At 69.4% G+C, this 19,322-nt stretch carries 19 protein-coding genes and 1 pseudogene; 4 read left to right on the top strand and 16 right to left on the bottom strand.

Annotation, left to right across the window (positions count from 1 at the left end; all coding sequences use genetic code 11):
- Positions 1 to 101 precede the first annotated feature (101 nt).
- Positions 102 to 1,775 (top strand): allophanate hydrolase, encoded by a 1,674-nt coding sequence (gene atzF, locus G3I56_RS11180; protein ID WP_164408747.1) that lies wholly within the window; start codon positions 102 to 104, stop codon positions 1,773 to 1,775.
- Positions 1,776 to 1,899: 124 nt separating this feature from the next.
- Here the strand turns inward: atzF and G3I56_RS11185 are convergent, their stop codons facing one another.
- Positions 1,900 to 2,889, bottom strand: a complete 990-nt coding sequence (locus G3I56_RS11185; RefSeq protein ID WP_164408748.1) for a YafY family protein — start codon at positions 2,887 to 2,889, stop codon at positions 1,900 to 1,902.
- A 97-nt stretch (positions 2,890 to 2,986) separates the two neighbouring features.
- On the opposite strand from G3I56_RS11185, the gene G3I56_RS11190 reads away from it, so the two are divergent.
- Entirely contained in the window at positions 2,987 to 3,385 is a 399-nt protein-coding gene (locus G3I56_RS11190) for a VOC family protein (RefSeq protein ID WP_164408749.1), read from the top strand.
- 99 nt (positions 3,386 to 3,484) lie between these two features.
- Positions 3,485 to 3,658: pseudogene (locus G3I56_RS43715) on the top strand (leucine zipper domain-containing protein); the annotation flags it as partial.
- Between the two features lie 244 nt (positions 3,659 to 3,902).
- Here G3I56_RS43715 and G3I56_RS11200 read toward each other — a convergent pair.
- From G3I56_RS11200 to G3I56_RS11250, 12 genes are all read right to left on the bottom strand, one after another.
- Positions 3,903 to 6,764: a DEAD/DEAH box helicase gene (locus tag G3I56_RS11200; protein WP_164408750.1), complete on the bottom strand. Its 2,862-nt coding sequence runs from the start codon at positions 6,762 to 6,764 to the stop codon at positions 3,903 to 3,905.
- 117 nt (positions 6,765 to 6,881) lie between these two features.
- Positions 6,882 to 7,844, bottom strand: a complete 963-nt coding sequence (tatC, locus tag G3I56_RS11205; RefSeq protein ID WP_164408751.1) for a twin-arginine translocase subunit TatC — start codon at positions 7,842 to 7,844, stop codon at positions 6,882 to 6,884.
- A 53-nt stretch (positions 7,845 to 7,897) separates the two neighbouring features.
- Positions 7,898 to 8,182 carry a Sec-independent protein translocase subunit TatA gene (gene tatA, locus G3I56_RS11210; protein ID WP_164408752.1) on the bottom strand — a complete coding sequence of 95 codons (285 nt, stop codon included), beginning with the start codon at positions 8,180 to 8,182 and terminating at the stop codon, positions 7,898 to 7,900.
- A 258-nt stretch (positions 8,183 to 8,440) separates the two neighbouring features.
- The gene (locus G3I56_RS11215) at positions 8,441 to 8,635 is read right to left on the bottom strand and encodes a hypothetical protein (RefSeq protein WP_164408753.1); all 195 of its coding nucleotides are present in this window, start codon (positions 8,633 to 8,635) and stop codon (positions 8,441 to 8,443) included.
- A 181-nt stretch (positions 8,636 to 8,816) separates the two neighbouring features.
- On the bottom strand, positions 8,817 to 9,110 hold the full coding sequence (locus tag G3I56_RS11220; protein WP_164408754.1) for a hypothetical protein: 294 nt from the start codon (positions 9,108 to 9,110) through the stop codon (positions 8,817 to 8,819).
- Entirely contained in the window at positions 9,107 to 10,171 is a 1,065-nt protein-coding gene (locus G3I56_RS11225; RefSeq protein WP_164408755.1) for a WYL domain-containing protein, read from the bottom strand. Before G3I56_RS11225 ends, G3I56_RS11220 begins: the two co-directional genes overlap by 4 nt.
- A 16-nt stretch (positions 10,172 to 10,187) precedes the next feature.
- A complete protein-coding gene (locus G3I56_RS11230) occupies positions 10,188 to 11,141 on the bottom strand; it encodes a WYL domain-containing protein (RefSeq protein WP_164408756.1) in 954 nt (317 codons plus the stop codon).
- A 201-nt stretch (positions 11,142 to 11,342) separates the two neighbouring features.
- Positions 11,343 to 11,714 (bottom strand): FKBP-type peptidyl-prolyl cis-trans isomerase, encoded by a 372-nt coding sequence (locus G3I56_RS11235; RefSeq protein WP_164408757.1) that lies wholly within the window; start codon positions 11,712 to 11,714, stop codon positions 11,343 to 11,345.
- A 56-nt stretch (positions 11,715 to 11,770) separates the two neighbouring features.
- Positions 11,771 to 12,760, bottom strand: coding sequence for an FKBP-type peptidyl-prolyl cis-trans isomerase (locus tag G3I56_RS11240; protein ID WP_164408758.1), 990 nt, complete (start codon positions 12,758 to 12,760; stop codon positions 11,771 to 11,773).
- A 246-nt stretch (positions 12,761 to 13,006) separates the two neighbouring features.
- On the bottom strand, positions 13,007 to 13,141 hold the full coding sequence (locus G3I56_RS44670) for a hypothetical protein (protein WP_275406682.1): 135 nt from the start codon (positions 13,139 to 13,141) through the stop codon (positions 13,007 to 13,009).
- Positions 13,142 to 13,248: 107 nt separating this feature from the next.
- Entirely contained in the window at positions 13,249 to 14,610 is a 1,362-nt protein-coding gene (gene pafA, locus G3I56_RS11245; RefSeq protein ID WP_164408759.1) for a Pup--protein ligase, read from the bottom strand.
- A gap of 9 nt (positions 14,611 to 14,619) precedes the next feature.
- Entirely contained in the window at positions 14,620 to 15,879 is a 1,260-nt protein-coding gene (locus tag G3I56_RS11250; RefSeq protein ID WP_164408760.1) for an MFS transporter, read from the bottom strand.
- Between the two features lie 123 nt (positions 15,880 to 16,002).
- Between G3I56_RS11250 and G3I56_RS11255 the strand changes: the two genes are divergently transcribed.
- Positions 16,003 to 17,022, top strand: a complete 1,020-nt coding sequence (locus G3I56_RS11255) for a LacI family DNA-binding transcriptional regulator (RefSeq protein WP_164408761.1) — start codon at positions 16,003 to 16,005, stop codon at positions 17,020 to 17,022.
- Between the two features lie 92 nt (positions 17,023 to 17,114).
- On the opposite strand, the gene prcA is transcribed toward G3I56_RS11255, so the two are convergent.
- Genes prcA through G3I56_RS11270 form a run of 3 tightly spaced genes read right to left on the bottom strand, consistent with a single transcriptional unit; the run spans position 17,115 to position 19,314 of the window.
- Entirely contained in the window at positions 17,115 to 17,852 is a 738-nt protein-coding gene (gene prcA / locus G3I56_RS11260) for a proteasome subunit alpha (protein ID WP_164408762.1), read from the bottom strand.
- A gap of 56 nt (positions 17,853 to 17,908) precedes the next feature.
- A complete protein-coding gene (gene prcB / locus G3I56_RS11265; RefSeq protein ID WP_164408763.1) occupies positions 17,909 to 18,754 on the bottom strand; it encodes a proteasome subunit beta in 846 nt (281 codons plus the stop codon).
- Complete coding sequence (locus G3I56_RS11270; protein ID WP_164408764.1) at positions 18,706 to 19,314, bottom strand: endonuclease VII domain-containing protein; 609 nt, start codon at positions 19,312 to 19,314, stop codon at positions 18,706 to 18,708. Before G3I56_RS11270 ends, prcB begins: the two co-directional genes overlap by 49 nt.
- Positions 19,315 to 19,322 lie beyond the last annotated feature (8 nt).

Consider the following 19,322-nt stretch of genomic DNA (forward strand, 5'->3'; position numbering starts at 1 on the left):
GAGCCCCAGAAGGATGGGACGGGTAGGGGCGGCGGGGGCGAAACAACTCACCGCGCACCCGCAGCCGACAGCACCACCCCAGCCCACCCCAAGGAGCACAGATGTCGACCCTGACCCGAGTCCGTATGGCCTACGCCCGCATCGACGCCGTAGCCCGCCCCGAGGTCTGGATCGACCTACGCCCCCAGGCCGACGTCGAGGCGGAAGCCACCCGCATCGACGAACGCCTCGCCGCAGGCGACCACCTCCCCCTGGCCGGCAAACTCTTCGCCGCGAAGGGCAACATCGACGTCCAGGGCCTCCCCACCACCGCCGGCTGCCCCGCCTACGCCTACCACCCCGAGGCCGACGCCCCGGTCGTCGCCCGCCTCAAGGACGCCGGCGCCCTCATCCTCGGCACCACCAACCTCGACCAGTTCGCCACCGGCCTGGTCGGCACCCGCTCCCCCTACGGCCCCGTCCGCAACGCCCACGACCCCACCCGCATCAGCGGCGGCTCGAGCTCCGGCTCCGCCACCGCCGTGACGCTGGGGCTCGTCGACTTCGCCCTCGGCACCGACACCGCCGGCTCCGGCCGCGTCCCCGCCGCCTTCAACGGCATCGTCGGACTCAAGCCGACCAGAGGTCTGGTCCCCACGACCGGCGTCGTCCCGGCCTGCGCCTCCCTCGACTGTGTGACCGTCTTCGCCCGTACGCTCCCCGAGGCCGAGCAGGCACTCGCGCACATGGCGTCCCCGCCCGCCCGCGATCTCCCGCCCCTCCCCCAGCGCGCCCCCGGCCCCTGGCGCGTGGCGGTTCCGCCGATCGCCCAACTCGGCGAACTCGACCCCGGCTGGGCACAGGCGTACGAGGCCGCGGTGACCCAGCTCCGCACCGCGGGCGTCTCCGTGCGCACCCTCGACCTCACCCCGTTCACCGAGGCCGCCGCGATGCTGTACCAGGGCGCGTTCGTCGCGGAGCGCTACACGGCCGTGGGCACCTTTGTCGACAAGTTGCTCGCCGAGGGCGGTGAGGCGAGCGCGACTCTCGACCCTACCGTCGGCGGCATCATCACCCGCGCCCGCGACATCCACGCCCACCAGCTCTATGCCGACCAAGAGCGGCTGGCCGCCCTGCACACCCGCGCACTCGCCGAACTGGCCGACGCCGACGCGCTGTTGCTGCCCACGGCCCCTGGTCACCCGACCCTCGCCGAGGTCGCCGCCGACCCGCTGGGCGCCAACGCCCGGCTGGGCCGCTTCACCAACTCCACCAACCTCTTCGACCAGGCCGCGGTTGCCGTACCCGCGGGCGAGGTCGACGGCCTTCCGTTCGGCGTGATGCTGATCGGCCCGGCGTTCACCGACGAACGGCTCGCCACGATCGCCCGCCTGCTCCAGCCCGAGGCCCGCCTCGCGGTGGTCGGGGCGCATCTCGCGGGCCAGCCGCTCAACCCCCAACTCCTCGCTCTTGGCGCCCGGTTGGAACGCGCGACCACGACGGCCCCCGTCTACCGCCTGCACGCCCTCCCCACGACCCCGCCGAAGCCGGGCCTGGTCCACGTCGGCGAGGGGGAGACCGGCGGGGCGGCCATCGAGGCGGAGGTGTGGCGTCTCCCCGCCGAAGGCCTCGGCCACTTCCTGGCCGCCCTCCCCCGCCCGATGGCCCTGGGCCGCGTCGAACTCGCCGACGGCACCCACGTATCCGGCTTCCTGTGCGAACCGGCCGCCCTCGAAGGCGCCGAGGACATCACGACGTACGGCGGCTGGCGCGCGTACCTGAAGAACCGCCGCTGACCAGCACGGCCCCGAACACCCGATCGCAACCAGCGCGCTCGGTTACACGGGAAACCGGCAGCCCACGGACACCCCGATGGAGCACGGCCTAAGTTGGCCATCTCATGACACTGGTTCCTCGCCGTCAGGCTTGGCGGGCGTAGGACGCGAGGCGATCGGCGAGCTCGATGACGAGGTCGCGCAGTTCAGCGGGGCGCTCGATGACGAACGGCCGGTCGAGTGTGGCCAGTACCGGAGGCAACCAGTCGAGCCGCTCCGCCCGCAGCTCGACGCGTAGCCAGCGCTCGGTTGCCCGGTCCTCGCCTGCCGTGGGCTCGTGCTCCTCCAGGCTCGCGACGCCGGCGGGAAGGTGCGCGCGGATCTGCTCGACCGTGCCGTGGATCCGCAAGGTCACCTCATGCCGGTACTCAGCCGTGGCGAAGCCTGACAACACGCGCTGTGCCGGACCGGGACCCGCCGGCGCTTCGAATGAGCCGGGCAGGGTCCGCGCGTCTGCAATGCGATCGAGCCGGAAGGTTCGGTCCTCGCCGATCCGGGCGTCCTTGCCCGTGACGTACCACCGGCCCGCATGGGCGACGATCCCGTACGCGTGCAGCGTGCGTTCGCTGCGCCGTTCGTCGCGGTCGGTGTAGCGGATCGAGACCGGTCGGCGGTGGCGCACCGCATCGGCGATGGTGAGCAGGACTCCGGCGTCCGGGGTGTCGAACTCTCCGGGCTGGTCCGTGAAGGCGAGGGATTCCAGGAGTGTGTCGAGCCTGCGGGCGATGTGCTTGGGCAGCACCCTCCGGATCTTGGCCGATGCCGTCTCGCTTGCCGTGTGCTGCGTCGTTGTCAGCCCTGCCCGGCGGCCGGCGACCAGGCCGAGCAGCACGGCCAGCGCCTCGTCGTCGCTGAGCATGAGCGGAGGCAAGCGGTACCCGGGGGCGAGCCGGTACCCGCCGTAGCGGCCTCGCACCGATTCCACGGGCACGTCGAGGTCGATCAGCTGGTCCACATACCGCCGCACGGTGCGCCCTTCGACGCCGAGCCGGTCGGCGAGTTCGGCCACCGTACGGGTGCCGCCCGAGTGCAGCAGCTCCAGGAGTGTCAGCACGCGGCCGGTGGGTCGAGGCATGGGCACAACCTAACGCGAATACAGGACCGATTCTGTCCACTATTTCTCCTAGCCTGCGACGTGCACGCCGCCTCCAGCACAGCCAAGGAGAATCCCCATGGACTTCGTCTCGATCCGCATCATCACCAGCGACGTAGCGCGTCTCGTCGAGTTCTACGAGCGAGCCACAGGAGTGCGGGCGACGTGGGCCACCGAGGACTTCGCCGAGCTCAAGACCCCGGGCGCCACCCTGGCGATCGCCGGCACCCGCACCGTCCCGCTGTTCGCCCCGGGCTCTGCCCGCCCGGCGGACAACCACAGCGTGATCACCGAGTTCCTCGTCGACGACGTGGACCGCGTTCACCAGAACCTGACCGGCTTCGTCACCGACTTCGTCAACGAGCCCACCACGATGCCCTGGGGCAACCGGTCGCTGCTGTTCCGTGACCCCGACGGCAACCTCGTCAACTTCTTCACCCCCGTCACCCCGGCGGCCATCGAAAAGTTCGCACGCTGACGCCACGCACAGCCGCTCACGCGGGAGCCCTGAGATCCCAGGGTTCCCGGTGAACGCGGCCACCGAGTCCAGGAGCGCCACCAGCAGGGGGCAAGGGGGCACCGGAACGCACCGCTGACCGCCGAAGGACGTCTGCGCCTGTGCCTGCAGATCGACGCCGGACGTCCGATCGCGCACGTCGCTGCGGAAGCCGGGATCTCGCGCCGTTGCCTGGCCAAGTGGTACGCCCGCTGGCGGGCGCACGGCGAGAACGGACTGCTCCACGAGCGGCCGCACGCCGCGCTCGGCGGCCGACCGCCCATCAGCCGGACCGCCGGGAGCGACTACCGGATCCTCTTTGACCAGCCGCCCGAACCACTCGCGGACATCCCGCAGCAGCTCACCTTCGAGGACTTCGTGTAACCAAGGTCCCGAGCACCACACCTGAGCGGTGGGCGCGAGCAGCCACAGAGAACCCGCACGCACCCACCGAGCCGAACCACAACCGCCGGCTCACAACCCGCCGAACCACCGACGGCTACCCCACGGACGAGTACGCCACAACCCCCCGCAGCAGCCCCTCCACGGCCTTGCGTGCGTTCTTCGCGACCGTTGACCCCTCCACGCCGGAGACCGGTGCCGCAGCAGAGATCTGCCCGAGGACGTCGATGACCTGCTTGCACCACCGGACGAAGTCGCCGGCCGGCATCTCCGCCTCCCGCAGCACCTCGTCGAGGCCCTTGCCCGAGGCCCACTCGTAGGCCGCCCAGGCGAAGCCGAGGTCAGGCTCGCGCTGGCCGACGCCCTCACTCTGGGTGATCCGGAACTCCTCCTCCAGCGCGTCGAGCCGGCCCCAGATCCGGACCATCTCGCCGAGCGCGGCCTTGGCCTTGCCGGACGGCACCTTCGGCGCCATGGCGTCGTCGGCGACCCGGGACTCGTACACCAACGCAGAGACACAGGCGGCGAGTTCGGCGGGTGACAGCCCTTCCCACACGCCCGCGCGCAGGCATTCGCTGGCCAGCAGGTCCAGCTCGCCGTAGAGCCGGGCGAGCCGCTTGCCGTGCTCGGTCACCTCGTCGGAACGCAGATAGTCCAGCTCGGTGAGCAGGGCGACGATGCGGTCGAACGTACGGGCGATGGTGTTCGTGCGGCCCTCGATGCGCCGTTCCAGCTGCGAGGTGTCGCGCAGCAGCCGGTGGTAGCGCTCGGCCCAACGGGCATGGTCCTCGCGGTCGTTGCAGCCGTGGCAGGCGTGGGCGCGGATCGCGGTGCGCAGCCGGGCGATCTCGCGATCGTCGGCCGCCTGGGCCCGCTGCTTGCGGGCCCGCTCGGGCGGGATGTGCCCGGCCTTGGTGCGCAGCGCGGAGGCGAGGTCGCGGCGGGACTGCGGCGAACGCGGGTTGAAGGACTTGGGGACCCGCATCCGCTCCAACGGCTCGACGGGCACGGGGAAGTCCATGGACGCCAGCCGCTTCACCTGCCGTTCGGAGGTCAGCACCAGCGGCCGTGGGCCGTCGTGCTGCTCGAAGCCGCGGTGGCCGTTGGACCGGCCGGCGGGCAGCCCGGGGTCAAGGACGAGGGCGAGGCCCGCGTACTTGCCCGTGGGGACGTGGATGATGTCACCGGGCTTGAGCTTCTCCAGCGCGACGGCGGCCTCGGCACGCCGCTGGGCGGCGCCCTGCCGGGCCAGGTCGGTCTCGCGGTCCTTGAGGTCGCGGCGCAGTGCCGCGTACTCCTCGAAGTCGCCCAGGTGGCAGGTCATGGACTCCTTGTAGCCGTCCAGGCCCTCCTCGTTGCGCTGCACCTGCCGGGAGATCCCGACGACCGACTTGTCGGCCTGGAACTGCGCGAACGAGGTCTCCAGCAGCTCGCGAGAGCGGTGCCGCCCGAACTGGTCCACGAGGTTGACCGCCATGTTGTAGGACGGCTTGAAGCTGGAGCGCAGCGGATACGTGCGCGTGCCGGCCAGTCCCGCCAGGTGGTCGGGGCTCATCCCGCGCTGCCACAGCACTACGGCGTGACCCTCGACGTCGATGCCACGGCGGCCGGCGCGGCCGGTCAGCTGGGTGTACTCGCCGGGGGTGATGTCGGCGTGCTGTTCGCCGTTCCACTTGACGAGCTTCTCCAGCACGACCGAGCGGGCGGGCATGTTGATGCCGAGCGCGAGGGTCTCGGTGGCGAAGACGGCCTTCACGAGGCCTCGTACGAAGAGTTCCTCGACGACCTCCTTGAACGTGGGCAGCATGCCCGCGTGGTGGGCGGCGATGCCTCGCTCCAGGCCCTCCAGCCACTCGTAGTACCCGAGGACGTGCAGGTCCTCGTCGGGGATGGAGGCGGTGCGCTCCTCGACGAGGGCCCGCACCCGCTCCCGTGCCTCGTCGTCGTTCAGCCGCAGTCCCGCGTACAGGCACTGCTGTACGGCGGCCTCGCAGGCCGCGCGGCTGAAGATGAACGTGATGGCGGGCAACAGGCCCTCGTTGTCGAGCCGTTCGATGACTTCGGGGCGCCCCGGCGTCCACACGCGGGAGCGCGATCTGCGCTCACGCTCACGGTCGGCCTCCCGCATGGCACGCCCGCGTTTGCGGTCCTGGAAGGAGGGCCGCTGGGCCTCCATCCGCGCGAGCCTGGTGAGATCGGGGTTGACGGCCTTCCTGCTGCCCTCGCCCTCCTCGAAGAGGTCGTACATCCGGCGTCCGGCGAGCACGTGCTGGAACAGGGGCACGGGCCGGTGCTCGGAGACGATCACCTGGGTGTCGCCGCGCACGGTGTCGAGCCAGTCGCCGAACTCCTCGGCGTTGGACACGGTCGCCGACAGCGAGACGAGGGTGACCGACTCGGGGAGATGGATGATCACTTCCTCCCACACGGCGCCGCGGAAGCGGTCGGAGAGGTAGTGCACCTCGTCCATCACCACGTAGCCGAGGCCCAGGAGGGTCTGCGAGCCCGCGTACAGCATGTTCCGGAGCACCTCGGTGGTCATCACGACCACCGGGGCATCGGAGTTGACGCTGTTGTCGCCGGTGAGCAGGCCGACCTTGTCCGCGCCGTAACGACGGCACAGGTCGGAGAACTTCTGGTTCGACAGGGCCTTGATGGGTGTCGTGTAGAAGCACTTCTTGCCCTGCTGGAGGGCGAGATGGACGGCGAACTCGCCGACGATCGTCTTGCCCGAACCGGTGGGGGCGGCCACCAGCACGCCCTTCCCGGCTTCGAGCGCCTGGCAGGCCTCGATCTGGAAGGGGTCGAGACCGAAGTCGTACATCTCGCGGAAGGACGCGAGTGCGGTGGCCTGCTCGACAGCGCGCTTCCGTGCTGCCGCATACCGCTCGGCCGGTGAGAGGTCCTCTGTCATCGTGCTTTCGAGACTACCGGCCCCCACTGACAACAGGACGATCATTATCCGGATCGATGTCTGTGAAACCCGGGATCGGCCCAGCTCACGCAATATGGAAGCGGCCGGGGCGCCGGGTTGGCGCCCCGGCCGCTTCCGCGTCGGGGGTGGTGCGAGGGAGCCTCAGGTCACGTCGTCGTAGCCGTTCACCCGTTCCGCGCCCGTCTGTTCGGGCAGGGCGGCGCGGCTGGCGGAGACGGTCTCGATCTCGCCGATGTCCTCGGGGGTGAGGTCCAGGTCGGAGGCCTCGTCGTCGTCCGGTCCCTCCGCCTCGCGGCGGCGCCTGCGCCGGTCGTTCGTCAGCGAGAAGGCGACCGCGCCGAAGTACAGAACCCAGATCGGTCCGGCGAGCGCCAGCATGGTCAGCGGGTCCGTACTCGGCGTCGCGACGGCCGCGAACACCGTGATGCCCATGATCATGCCTCGCCACCAGCCGGCCATGCGCTTGCCGGTGAGAATCCCGGTGAGGTTGAGCATGATCAGCAGCAGCGGCAGTTCGAAGGAGAGACCGAAGACGAGCACCATGCGCGTGACGAGGTCGAGCAGGTCGTCCAGCGGCAGCAGGTTGTCGACGCCGAACGGCGTGAACTCGATCAGGACCTTCGCGGTGGTGGGGAGCACCCGGTAGGCGAAGTACGCGCCACCGAGGAACAGCGGAACGCCGGATGCCACGAACGCGTAGGCATACTTCTTCTCGCTCTTGTGCAGGCCGGGCGCGACGAACGCCCAGAGCTGGTAGAGCCAGACCGGCGAGGCGAGCACGACACCGGCCATCAGCGACACCTTCAGCGCGAGCGTGAAGGGCGCGAGCAGACCGTTGATCGTGATCTTCGCGCAGGGGCTGTCCCCCGAGGTCTGCTGCTTCGCCAGCTCGGAGAAGGACGACGGGCATCCGACCGAGTCGAGCACCGGCTTGGTGAAGAAGTTGATGATGTCGTTGTAGAAGAAGGCGGCCACAACCGTGATGGCGACGATGGCGACCATGGCCTTCGCGACCCGGTTGCGCAGTTCGCGGAGGTGCTCCACGAGAGGCATCCGCCCCTCGGGATCCCTCTCCTTCTCCTTGTTGCGGGCAGACTTGAGCAACCCACGTCCTCATCTCGTGCGGCAGGCCGGAGGCATCCGGCCTTGCGTCAGCGTCAGCGCTTGGTCGTGTCCGTGGGTTCGGTGACCGGGCGCGCGCTCGTCACGTCACCGGGGGCGGCCTGGATGGTGCGCTGCACCGGGGCCGGCTCATCGGTGTGCGGCGGGGCGGCGGGGGCAGGGTCCTGACCCTCGGACTTCATCGCCTTGGCTTCGCTCTTCAGGATGCGCGCGGACTTGCCGAGCGAGCGCGCCATGTCCGGAAGCTTCTTCGCGCCGAACAGCAGGATGATGACGACGAGGATGAGAATGATCTCGGGGGCTCCGAGCCTTCCGAACATAAGTCTTTACCTTCTCACCGAGGCGGCTGGGTGGGGGTGCTGTCCGATCGTTCGGACAGGCGTCCGACCGTCGTGTTCACAGCGATCGTAACGCTCGGGGGTAAACCTGAGGCAATCCCTGTGCGTACTCCCGGTTTGCGGTCCGGGCCTCGTTTTCCGGCCGCGATCAGCAGCGTACCTGCCGACACCGACAAGGTGACAGGCCGAAGTCGCCCAAAACACATCAACCCGAAGACTCACAGGAGAGCCCCCGGACAGTCACAGTGCGTCCACAGAGCGTGCCGTGTGCACGGCGGCCCGTTCGAGGTCCTCGGCGGCCCGGTTGATGCGCCGCGCCGAGTCCGTGACCTGCCTTCCCAGGCGCTGCGCCTCCAGGAAGACCCGGACGGCGAGCACCCCGAGAACGGCGAGCCCCAGGAACCCCACAACGATCGCGAACATCGGCCAGAACATGGCGCCGAGCCTAGCCCGTCGCCGGATGGCCCGGACGCCCCAGCCCGTCCGGCGCTTGAGGACGAGGCCGTTCAGGCCGAAGCGGGAGTCTGGGGGCGACAGCCCCCAGTGGGGCCCCCTCTGGGGGGAGGGATGGGACGGGTAGGGGCGGCGGGGGCGAAGAAACCCAGCGCTCAGCCGCTCACGACGGCCCGGCCAGCCGGAGAGTCCTGACCCCACCCCCGGTGAGCAGCTCGACCACGCGCTCACCCGCCGGTTTACGGACGGTCACGTCACACTCGGGGCAGGTGAAGGAGTAGAAGGTGGTCCGGCTGGTGGCGCCGATGGCCAGGCGCAGGGCGCCCGCGGTGAGCTCGAAGTTGCCGCGGCAGTCCGGGCAGGCGGCGCGGAACACGACGGGGGCCACCCTTCTCATTCCGGCGAAGGCCGCCGCCACGGTCATGTCCCGCACACCTGACATCGGAGACTCGCTCAACGCCCCTGCTCCCGCCTGTCGTACAGCCCGTCCTGAACTCCGTGCGCCCCGGGTGTCCGTGACCGCGTCCCAGGGGCCCGCGGGGCGTCGTACGCCACCAGCGCCTCCTGGGCGGCCTGCCGGGCGCTGTCCGCCAGGTCCTGCGGCGAGACGATGCGCCCGTCGCGGCCGAGCCGCAGTGCCAGGCGTCGCAGCGACGCCGGATCGGGGGTCCGCAGAGTGATACGCAGCCCGCCGTCGGGAAGCTCATCGGCGCTGTCGTGCGGGTAGTACTCGGCGACCCAGCGCCCGCCGGGCCCGACCTCGACGACCACCTCGGGATCCTCGGCGGCGGGTTGGACCAGGCCCTCCGACAGGTCCCGCAGCTCTATCTCGGGCGGGGCGGCCGGCTCGTCCAGGATCCTGATCTCGGCCACCCGGTCGAGGCGGAAGGTGCGGCGCGCCTCGGAGCGCCGGCACCAGGCCTCCACATAGGTGTGTCCGACGCTGACCAGGCGGATCGGGTCGATCTCGCGCTCGCTGAGCTCGTCGCGCGCGGGCGAGTAGTAGCGGATCCACAGGCGGCGGCGCTCGGAGATCGCCCGGTCGACGTCCGCGAAGACACCGCCCTCCGACTCGAAGGTCACCGAAAGCCGCGCGCTGGCCCCGGCGGCCTCGCCGGCCGCCGTCTCCACCTTGGCGGTGGCCCGCAGCAGCGCCTGCCGGTCGCCCTCGCGCAGCCCTGGCAGCGTGGACACCGCTCGGGCGGCGACCAGGAGTGCGGTCGCCTCGTCGGCGGCCAGTCTGAGCGGCTCGGCGGCCTCCTCACCGAGGGCCGCGGGGTTGTGCCACCAGATCCGCTCGCCGTCGGTGTCGATGTCGAGCAGATCACCGCCGCGGAAGCTGGTGCCGCACATGGGCAGCACGTCCAGGTCCGAGACCAACTCGTCCTCGGTGATTCCGAACGCGCGGGCGACGTCGCCGACGCGCGCGCCGGGCCGCTCGCGCAGATACGTCACCAGCGACAGCATCCGCCGTGTCTGGTCGATGGCGTTCACGGGCCTGGCCGGTTTGCCTGCCACTTGCTTGTGCTCTCCCTCAGCCCTTGGCCACGGCGCGCAGCCTGTCCACCACGTCGGCCCGCAGCTCGGCCGGTTCCAGGACCACCACGTCCGGCCCGAACTCCACCAGCCAGGCGTCCAGCCCGTGCCCGTACGGAATCTCCAACTCGTCCCAACCGTCGCCGAGTTCCCGCACCTGGGACGCCTTCGCCCGAAGGGGGTAGCCGGCGCCCGCCCGCAGCCGGATCAGCGCGGAACGGTCGGCGCCCTCCCCCGCCCAGCTGGCGACGGTCTCGCGGACCGTGACGACATCGGGCACATCGGCGGTGAACTTCGCGCTCCGGCTGCGGACCTTGCCGGTGATCCGCGACAGTCGGAACACGCGTTCGGCGCCCCGGTCACGGTCCCAGCCCGCCAGATACCAGTGACCGCGCCAGCACTCCAGCGCCCACGGCTCCACCTGACGGGGCTCTGGGCGGGCGGCGGTGGCCTTGCGGTAGTCGAAGGCGACCGGGCGGCGGTCCCGGCAGGCCAGCATCAGCGGCTCGAAGGCGGCCTCGTGCACCGGAATACGCGGTTCCAGGGCGCCATGGGGCTCATAGGGGTCGACATCCTCGGGCAGCCCGGCCGCACGCAGTTTCTGCAGCGCGCCGCTGGCCGCACCGGCGAGGCGGGCCTGCTGCCAGACCTTCGCGGCCAGGCCCAGGGCGGCGGCCTCCTCGGCGTCGAGGGTGATGGGCGGCAGCCGGTTGCTGTCACGGCCGGCGCGGTAGCCGACCTCACCGTCGAGGTTCTCCACCGTCTCGATGACCAGCCCGAGTTCGCGCAGATCGTCCTTGTCACGCTCGAACATCCGGTTGAAGGAGTCGTCGCTGCCCGCTTCGAGGTAGGCCTCGATGGAGTCACGCAGCTCGCGCTTGCTCAGCGGCCTGCGCGTTCCGAGCAGGCACAGCGCCAGGTTCATCAGCCGCTCTGCCTTGGCAATGGCCATCGGCGCCCTTCGTCCTGCCTATGGTGCTTACGACGGATGACCGTACCGCCCCGAAGTGGCGCGGCAAAAGCCGAGGGTCCATGCCCGGACAGGCATGGACCCCAAATGATCAAATTCGGTCGAACCCCGTACCTACTTCATACGACGATCCGACCCGATCTCGATCACATTCGACTGTCGTACGACGATCGGACCGGACCGTCAGACCGCGACCAGGTCCACCACGAAGATCAGCGTCTCGCCCGGCTTGATCGCCGGAGTGGGGCTCTGGTTGCCGTAGGCGAGGTGGGCCGGGATGGTCAGCTCGCGCCGGCCGCCGACCTTCATGCCCTGGACACCCTGGTCCCAGCCCTTGATGACCCGGCCCCCGCCCAGCGGGAACTTGAACGGGGTGCCCCGGTTCCAGCTGGCGTCGAACTCCTCGCCCGTGCTGAAGGAAACTCCCACGTAGTGGACGGTGACGTTCTGACCCGACACCGCTACGGCGCCGTCGCCCTCCCAGATGTCCTTGATCTGGAGCTCCGCCGGGGGCTCGCCACCGGGGAAGTCGATCTCGGGCTTCTCGATGCTCACTTCATCACTCCTTGTTGCGTGACATGCGTCGGGAACAGTCTCACAGACCGGGTCGGTCAGACGGTGCCGAGGATGTCCACCACGAAGACCAGCGTGTTCTTGGCCAGCTCACTGCTCGGGCTCGCGCCGTAGCCGAGGGAGGGCGGGATCACCAGCAGCACGCGGTCGCCCACGTTCTTGCCGACGAGGCCCTTGTCCCAGCCTGTCACCACCGAGCCGGTACCGATCTGGAAGGCGGTGGCGCCACCGTGGTCCCAGGAGGAGTCGAACTTCGCCCCGTCCTCCCACTTGACCCCGGTGTACTGGGCGATGAGCCCCTGACCGGCCTCGACCTTCTTGCCGCTGCCCTTGATCAGCACCTGCTGCTCGAGGTCCTTCGGGGCCTTGACGCCCTTGGGGACGGTGATGGTCGCCGCCTTCTGCGACGGGGCCTTCACCTCGGGCAGTCCCGCCTCGGAGGCCGCCTGCGTGCCCTCGGCCTCGGCCTTGACGTCCACGGCGTCGGCACCGACCGGGTCGATCACCCAGATCAGGACGTCCTTCGCGGCGAGGCCGGCAGAGGGGTTCAGGTTCTCGCCGAGCAGATCGCCCGCTGTGCCCTGCACCAGGATCCGGCTGCCCGGCTTCTTGCCCTTCACGGCGTTGAGGATCGACTCGGGCAGCTGCTGGCTCTGCTTTCCGACCTGTTCGACGGACTGCCGTCGAGGCGTCTTGTCACCCGCCGTCGCAGCGGTCCAGGTACCGCTGAGCGCCTGGTTGCCGCCCCACTTCTCGACGGTCCAATCGAGCCGCACGAAGTCGGAGGCCTTGATCGCGCTTCCGCTGCCCTCCGAGAGCGTCTTGGTCACGGTCTTCGCGGACGGCTTGGCGCCCTTGGGCACTGAGATCTCGGGCTCCGCCCCGACCTTCCCCTTGACCTGGGCAACGCCTTCCGCCGCATCACTGTTGTTCTTGTCGCTGTCGTCCGACCCCCCGCACGCGGCGGTGAACATCAGGGCGGGAACGGCCAGTAGCGCGGCGACGCGTCGTTTCGTGTTGTAGTTCATCAGTCCAACTGGGCTCGGGGGTGGGGGCAGTGGCCGCCACTCTACGACGAACGTGCTCCCGGGACGGATCGCCGGCGGACACGCCGTCGCCCCGGGCCGGATTCCGGCCGGGGCGACGTTGCACCGCCTGTGCGGTCCGCGCACCGCTGGTCAGGAAGCCGCCGCGCCGTCCGCGCAGATGACGTCCACAACGGTGTCGCCGGTCTCGCGGTAGAGAAAGTCGGGCGTGTCAGAGCAAGCGCGGTCTCAGAGGTCGACCGCCTCGTACTCGGTACCGAAGACGACCAGCGAGGCACCCTCCTCGAAGGTCTTCCCGGCCGGTGCCTCCGCTGTCTCGTACCGAACAGAAGCACCCCGCCACCCGGCCCGCCGACAGCACACACGGTGAATCTCTCGCCCCTCGACACAGAAACTCCCGGTGTCCGAGGTACGAGTACCTCGGACACCGGGAGTCCCACACGGACGGCGCCGGACCGGTCCGCGTCAGATCACATCCCGGCGATCAGCTTCTCCACCCGCTCGTCGACACTGCGGAACGGGTCCTTGCACAACACCGTGCGCTGCGCCTGGTCGTTGAGCTTCAGATGCACCCAGTCGACCGTGAAATCACGGCGCTGTTCCTGAGCCCGCCTGATGAAGTCACCGCGCAACCGCGCCCGAGTGGTCTGCGGCGGAACCGACTTGCCCTCGAAGATCTTCAGGTCGTTGCAGATCCGCGCGGCTTGGTTCTTCCTCTCCAGCAGGTAGTAAAGACCCCGCCTGCGGTGAATGTCGTGATAGGCGAGGTCGATCTGAGCGACGCGCGGATGCGACATCGTCATGTTGTGCTTCGCCCGGTACCGCTCGATGAGCTGGTACTTCATCACCCAGTCGATCTCGGTGCCGATCCGGTCCAGATCCTCGGCCTCGATGGAGTCGAGCACCCGGCCCCACAGCTCCAGCACCTGTGCGACCGTGCCCGTGCGGATACCTCGCCGGTCGACGAAGTCCACGGCCTTCTCGTAGTACTCGCGCTGCACATCCAGCGCCGAGGCCTCCCGGCCGCTGGCCAGCCGCACCTTGCGGCGGCCCGTGATGTCGTGGCTGACCTCGCGGATCGCCCGGATCGGGTTCTCCAGGGTCAGGTCCCGCATCACCGTGCCCGCCTCGATCATGCGCAGCACGAGGTCGGTGGCACCGACCTTCAGAAGCATCGTCGTCTCGGACATGTTCGAGTCACCGACGATGACATGCAGCCGGCGATAGCGCTCAGCGTCGGCGTGCGGTTCGTCACGCGTGTTGATGATCGGCCGGGACCGGGTCGTCGCCGAGGAGACACCCTCCCAGATGTGCTCCGCCCGCTGACTCACGCAGTACACGGCACCGCGCGGCGTCTGCAGCACCTTGCCCGCACCGCACAGGAGCTGGCGGGTGACGAGGAACGGAATAAGGATGTCCGCGAGCCGGGAGAACTCCCCGTGCCGGGCCACCAGATAGTTCTCGTGGCAACCGTACGAGTTGCCCGCCGAGTCCGTGTTGTTCTTGAAGAGGTAGACGTCGCCCGCGATTCCTTCCTCGTGCAGGCGTCGTTCGGCATCCACCTGGAGTCCTTCGAGAATGCGCTCGCCGGCCTTGTCGTGGGTGACGAGTTCCGTCAGGTCGTCACATTCCGGTGTCGCGTATTCCGGATGTGATCCCACGTCAAGATAGAGGCGTGCGCCGTTTCGCAGAAAGACATTGCTGCTACGGCCCCATGACACGACACGGCGGAAGAGGTACCGAGCCACCTCGTCGGGAGACAGACGCCGCTGTCCCCTGAACGTACACGTGACGCCGTACTCGTTCTCCAGCCCGAAAATGCGGCGGTCCATGACTGAACATTACGCCCGATCGACCGAGCTGAAACGGGATCCGGCAGCACGGTTTGGATCATTTTCCGATGAGACCGCAACCACCGCGCCCCCGGCGGGAGCCGCCAGCACCCGCCCGGTGACCAGCAGAACCAGCAACGACACGGCTCCGGCAACCCCCGGCACGACGAACCCCCACAGCGTTCCGCCCCACTCCACGACCGGCCCCGTGAGCCCCGTACCCAGCGACGCGCCCACGGTGAACGTCGTCACAAGCCAGGAGAATGCCTCGGTGACCGTCCCCCGCGGAGCATGCCGGTCCACCAGCACGAACACACACGCGAGAGCCGGTGCCAGGAACACCCCCGCGAGCACCATCAGCAAGGTCATCGCGACCGCACCCGGCATCAGCGTCAACGGCAGATAACACACCGCCAGAAACCCCACCAGCACCGTCAGTCGCCGCTCCGCCGGCCCACTCCACTGCCGCGCCCCGTACACCATCCCGCCCAGCAGCGCGCCCAGCCCGACGGCCGCCATCAGCCAGCCGTACACCGTGTCACCGCCGTGGTCGTCCGCGTACGAAATCGACGCGACCGCGATGGACCCCAGCGCGATCCCCACGAACAGGAACGCCCCCAGCATCACCAACAGCCCCGGCGACCGCAGCGCGCCCAGCCAGTGCGCCTCGCGCGGCGCCGAACGCCACTCCCGCGAAGGCGGCGACAGCGCCACGGAGAGCGCCCCCAGGACCCCGATCACGTTCAGCACGAGCAAGGCCGCCTGCGCCGACCACAGCGACGCGCACAACGTCACCAGCAACGGCCCCACGGTGAACAGGACTTCCTGCGCCACCGCGTCCATCGCGTACGCCGTGTGCACCTGGTCCTCCTTGCCGAGGACAGAGGGCCACAGCGCCCGCAGACCGCCTTCCAGGGGAGGCGTGAAAAGCCCGGCGACCGCCACGGCCGCATACGCGAGCGGCAGCGGACCGGTGCCCGCGAACGCGAACACCGCCATGCCGAACGCCGACAGGAGCGCGCCCGACAACTGGACCCGCGGCTGCCCGTACAGGTCGACCAGCCGCCCCAGCAGCGGCTGCCCCACCGCGTTGGCCACCCCGTACGCCGCGGCGAGCCCGCCGGCGAGGCTGTACGTGCCGCCCTCGGCCCGGACGAACAGCACGATCGCTATCGCCGCCGTGGCGTTCGGCAACCGGCCCACCAGCGTGCCCACGAGCAGCCGCACCGCATGCCGTGACCTGAGGATCTCCAGGTATCCCGCCGCCATGACCAGCCCTTCCCGTCAACGGCGACGCCGGAAGTGTTACGTATAACGTCGCCCGTCATACGTACCATGTGCCCAGTCCGCACGTCCACACGTCCGCACATTCACCCGAAGGAGCAGGCCCCGGTGGCACGAGGCAGCACCCGACCCACCAGCCGTGACGTCGCCAGGGCCGCAGGCGTCTCCCAGGCCGCCGTCTCCCTCGTCCTCGGCGACAAATGGCGCGGGCGCGTCTCAGAGACCACCGCCGAACGCGTACGCACCGCCGCCCGCGAACTGGGCTACCGCCCCAACCTCGCCGCCCGCAACCTACGCCTCGGCCACACCCGCACCGTCCTCCTCGTCGTCCCCGCCCTCACCACCGAGTTCTTCGCCGGCGTCTACACCGGAGCCGCCCGCGTCGCCGCCGAACACGGCTTCGGCGTCGTCCTCTACCCCTCCCCCGAAGGCATCGGCCCCGCCCGCGACCCCTTCCACTCCGCCCGGGCCGCCCTCGTCGGCGTCCTCGCCTCCTCCATGGCCGCCGACGCCCTCACCGCCATCCGCGGCGACCAGCTGCCCCTCGTCATGCTCGACAGCGACCCCCACGGCAGCCTCGGCGCCGCCACCGTCAACCTCGACATCGCCGACGGCGTACGCCAGGTCGCCGACCACCTCCTCGACCTCGGCCACCGCCGCTTCCTCCACCTCGCCGCCGACATCCCCTCCTGGACCTTCGCCGTACGCGCCCACGAACTCGCCACACGGCTCGCCGGTGTCCCCGACACCGACCTGCGCACCATCCAGGCCCCCATCTCCTTCGAAGGCGCCCAACAGGCCGTCACAGCCGCCCTCACCGGCCCCGGCCCCCACCCCACCGCCCTCGTCTGCGACGACGACAAACTCGCCACCGGCGCCTACAAGGCCGTCCGCCGCCTCGGCCTGCGCATCCCCGACGACCTCTCCGTCACCGGCCTCGACGACCTCGCCCTCGCCACCGCCATCGACCCCGAGCTGACGACGGTCCGCCTCGACGCCGAACTCTTCGGCGAACGCGGCATGCAGGCCCTCCTCGCCGTGCTCGACGGCCGCACCCCCGCCCAGGGCGACATCCCCGTCCAACTCGTCGTACGAGGCTCCACAGCAGCGCCCCGCAGCCGCACCTGAACCCCCGCCAACGCCCGCACCCCGGCTGCCAGAAGCAGCCGGGGTGCGAGAAACAGAAAACAAAGGGCGGAGCACAACCGCCCGCCGGACGACTACTCCTCGTCGGCGCTCTCCGCCTCCGTGGTCGCCCCGCCGGCCTCGAGCAGCCGGCCGAGCTGACGACCGACGATCCGCTTGAACTTCCGCTTCTGCGGACGCGTGCGGTCCAGCACCGCCACCTCCAGCCGCTCGGCCGGAATCTCCCGCTCGGTGCCGTTCGTGTCGCGCGACAGAGCCTGAACCGCCAACTTCAGCGCCTCGGCCAGCGACATGCCGTCCTGATGACGCTGATCCAGATAAGTGCTGATCTGCTCGGCGTTACCACCGACCGCCACCGAACCATGCTCGTCGACGATCGAACCGTCATGAGGAAGCCGGTAGATCTGATCACCGTCAGTGGTCTCACCGACCTCCGCGACGACCAACTCCACCTCGTACGGCTTCTCCGCCGCCGAAGAGAAGATCGTGCCCAGCGTCTGCGCGTACACGTTCGCCAGACCACGGGCCGTCACATCGGCACGGTCGTACGTGTACCCACGCATATCGGCATACCGCACACCGCCGATCCGCAGGTTCTCGTACTCGTTGTACTTACCGGCGGCCGCGAAGCCGATCCGGTCATAGATCTCGCTGAACTTGTGCAGCGCACGGGACGGGTTCTCGCCGACGAACACGATGCCATCGGCATACTGCAGCACAACCAGGCTGCGACCACGGGCGATGCCTTTACGGGCGTACTCCGCCCGGTCGGCCATCGCCTGCTGGGGTGAGACATAGAACGGCGTCGACACCGGATTAACCGTCCCTTTCTGTCGAAGTCACTGGACCACCTGAACAGCGAGAGGTACTACAGCAGTTCGGCACGCGGGCCGTCGGGCTGCTCCAGACGCCGCTCCAGAATCGAACGGGCGATCTCAGCACCCTCATCGTCCGTCAGCCTGCGGAAACCGTCCTCGGTGATCACGGTGACAATCGGGTAGATCCGACGCGCGACATCGGGACCACCGGTCGCCGAATCGTCGTCGGCCGCGTCGTACAACGCCTGAATGACCAGCGTCGTCGCATCCGCCTCACTCAGATCACGGTGGTACAGCTTCTTCATCGCACTGCGCGCGAAGATCGACCCCGACCCCGTCGCGGCATAACCGTGCTCCTCGGAACGCCCACCCGTCACGTCGTACGAGAAGATGCGCCCCTTCCCCCGGTCCACATCGAACCCGGCGAACAGCGGCACCACGGCAAGACCCTGCATGGCCATACCGAGGTTCGAACGAATCATGGTGGACAGCCGGTTCGCCTTGCCCTCCAGCGAGAGCTGCGCACCCTCCACCTTCTCGAAGTGCTCCAGCTCCAGCTGGAACAGCTTCACCATCTCCACGGCGAGTCCGGCGGTGCCGGCGATGCCGACAGCCGAGTACTCGTCCGCCGGGAACACCTTCTCGATGTCCCGCTGCGCGATGACGTTCCCCATGGTCGCCCGCCGGTCACCGGCGAGCACCACACCACCCGGGAAGGTGACGGCCACAATGGTCGTGCCGTGAGGCGCCTCGATCGCACCCTGGGTGGGCGGCAACTGCCGCTTGCCCGGGAGCATCTCCGGCTGATGGTCGGACAGGAAGTCCATGAAGGACGACGACCCGGGCGTCAGGAAGGCAGCCGGTAGACGCCCGGTGCTACGAGTGTTGGCTTCCACGCGTTTCCTTCCACGTATGTCGCAGCCCGCCTTATGACGTCGGGCCGATCCTTGAACTGCCCCAGCGCCGCGTTGCAGCTGAAGCACAGTACGCCTCGGACCCTACCCGTCTGGTGGCAGTGATCCACATGTGCGGGCGGAGCAGACAAACATATGCAGCAGACGCCACCTTGCGAGACGATCAGCTCGTCACGCTCAGCTTCAGTAAGGCCGTACTGGCGCATCAGATGGTCTTCTCGCCCCCGGGTCGCCCGGCACGCCTTGCAGCGTGTGGACAAGCCGTCCGAGGCAGTCGCATTGCGGTGCCACTCACCGTGAGGCTTGATCTCTCCGCACGTTCGGCAGAGCTTGTGTCCAGACGGGACGTCCACTCTTTCCCGCACAGACTTCCCCACGGCCTCTCGGCGGCGCCGGTAGTGCTCGGCGCTGTACTCCGCCACGCACTCGCGGCACCGCGTCTGAAGGCCATCGCGTCGATTTCCGTCCCGCGCGAAAGCAGAAGCAGACAAGCCCTTTCGGCAGCCCGCGCACCGCCGCCTGCCCGGCGTTTCGTCACCCATCCCCCGCC

It is taken from the genome of Streptomyces sp. SID12488 (assembly GCF_010548275.1).
Lineage (GTDB): Bacteria > Actinomycetota > Actinomycetes > Streptomycetales > Streptomycetaceae > Streptomyces.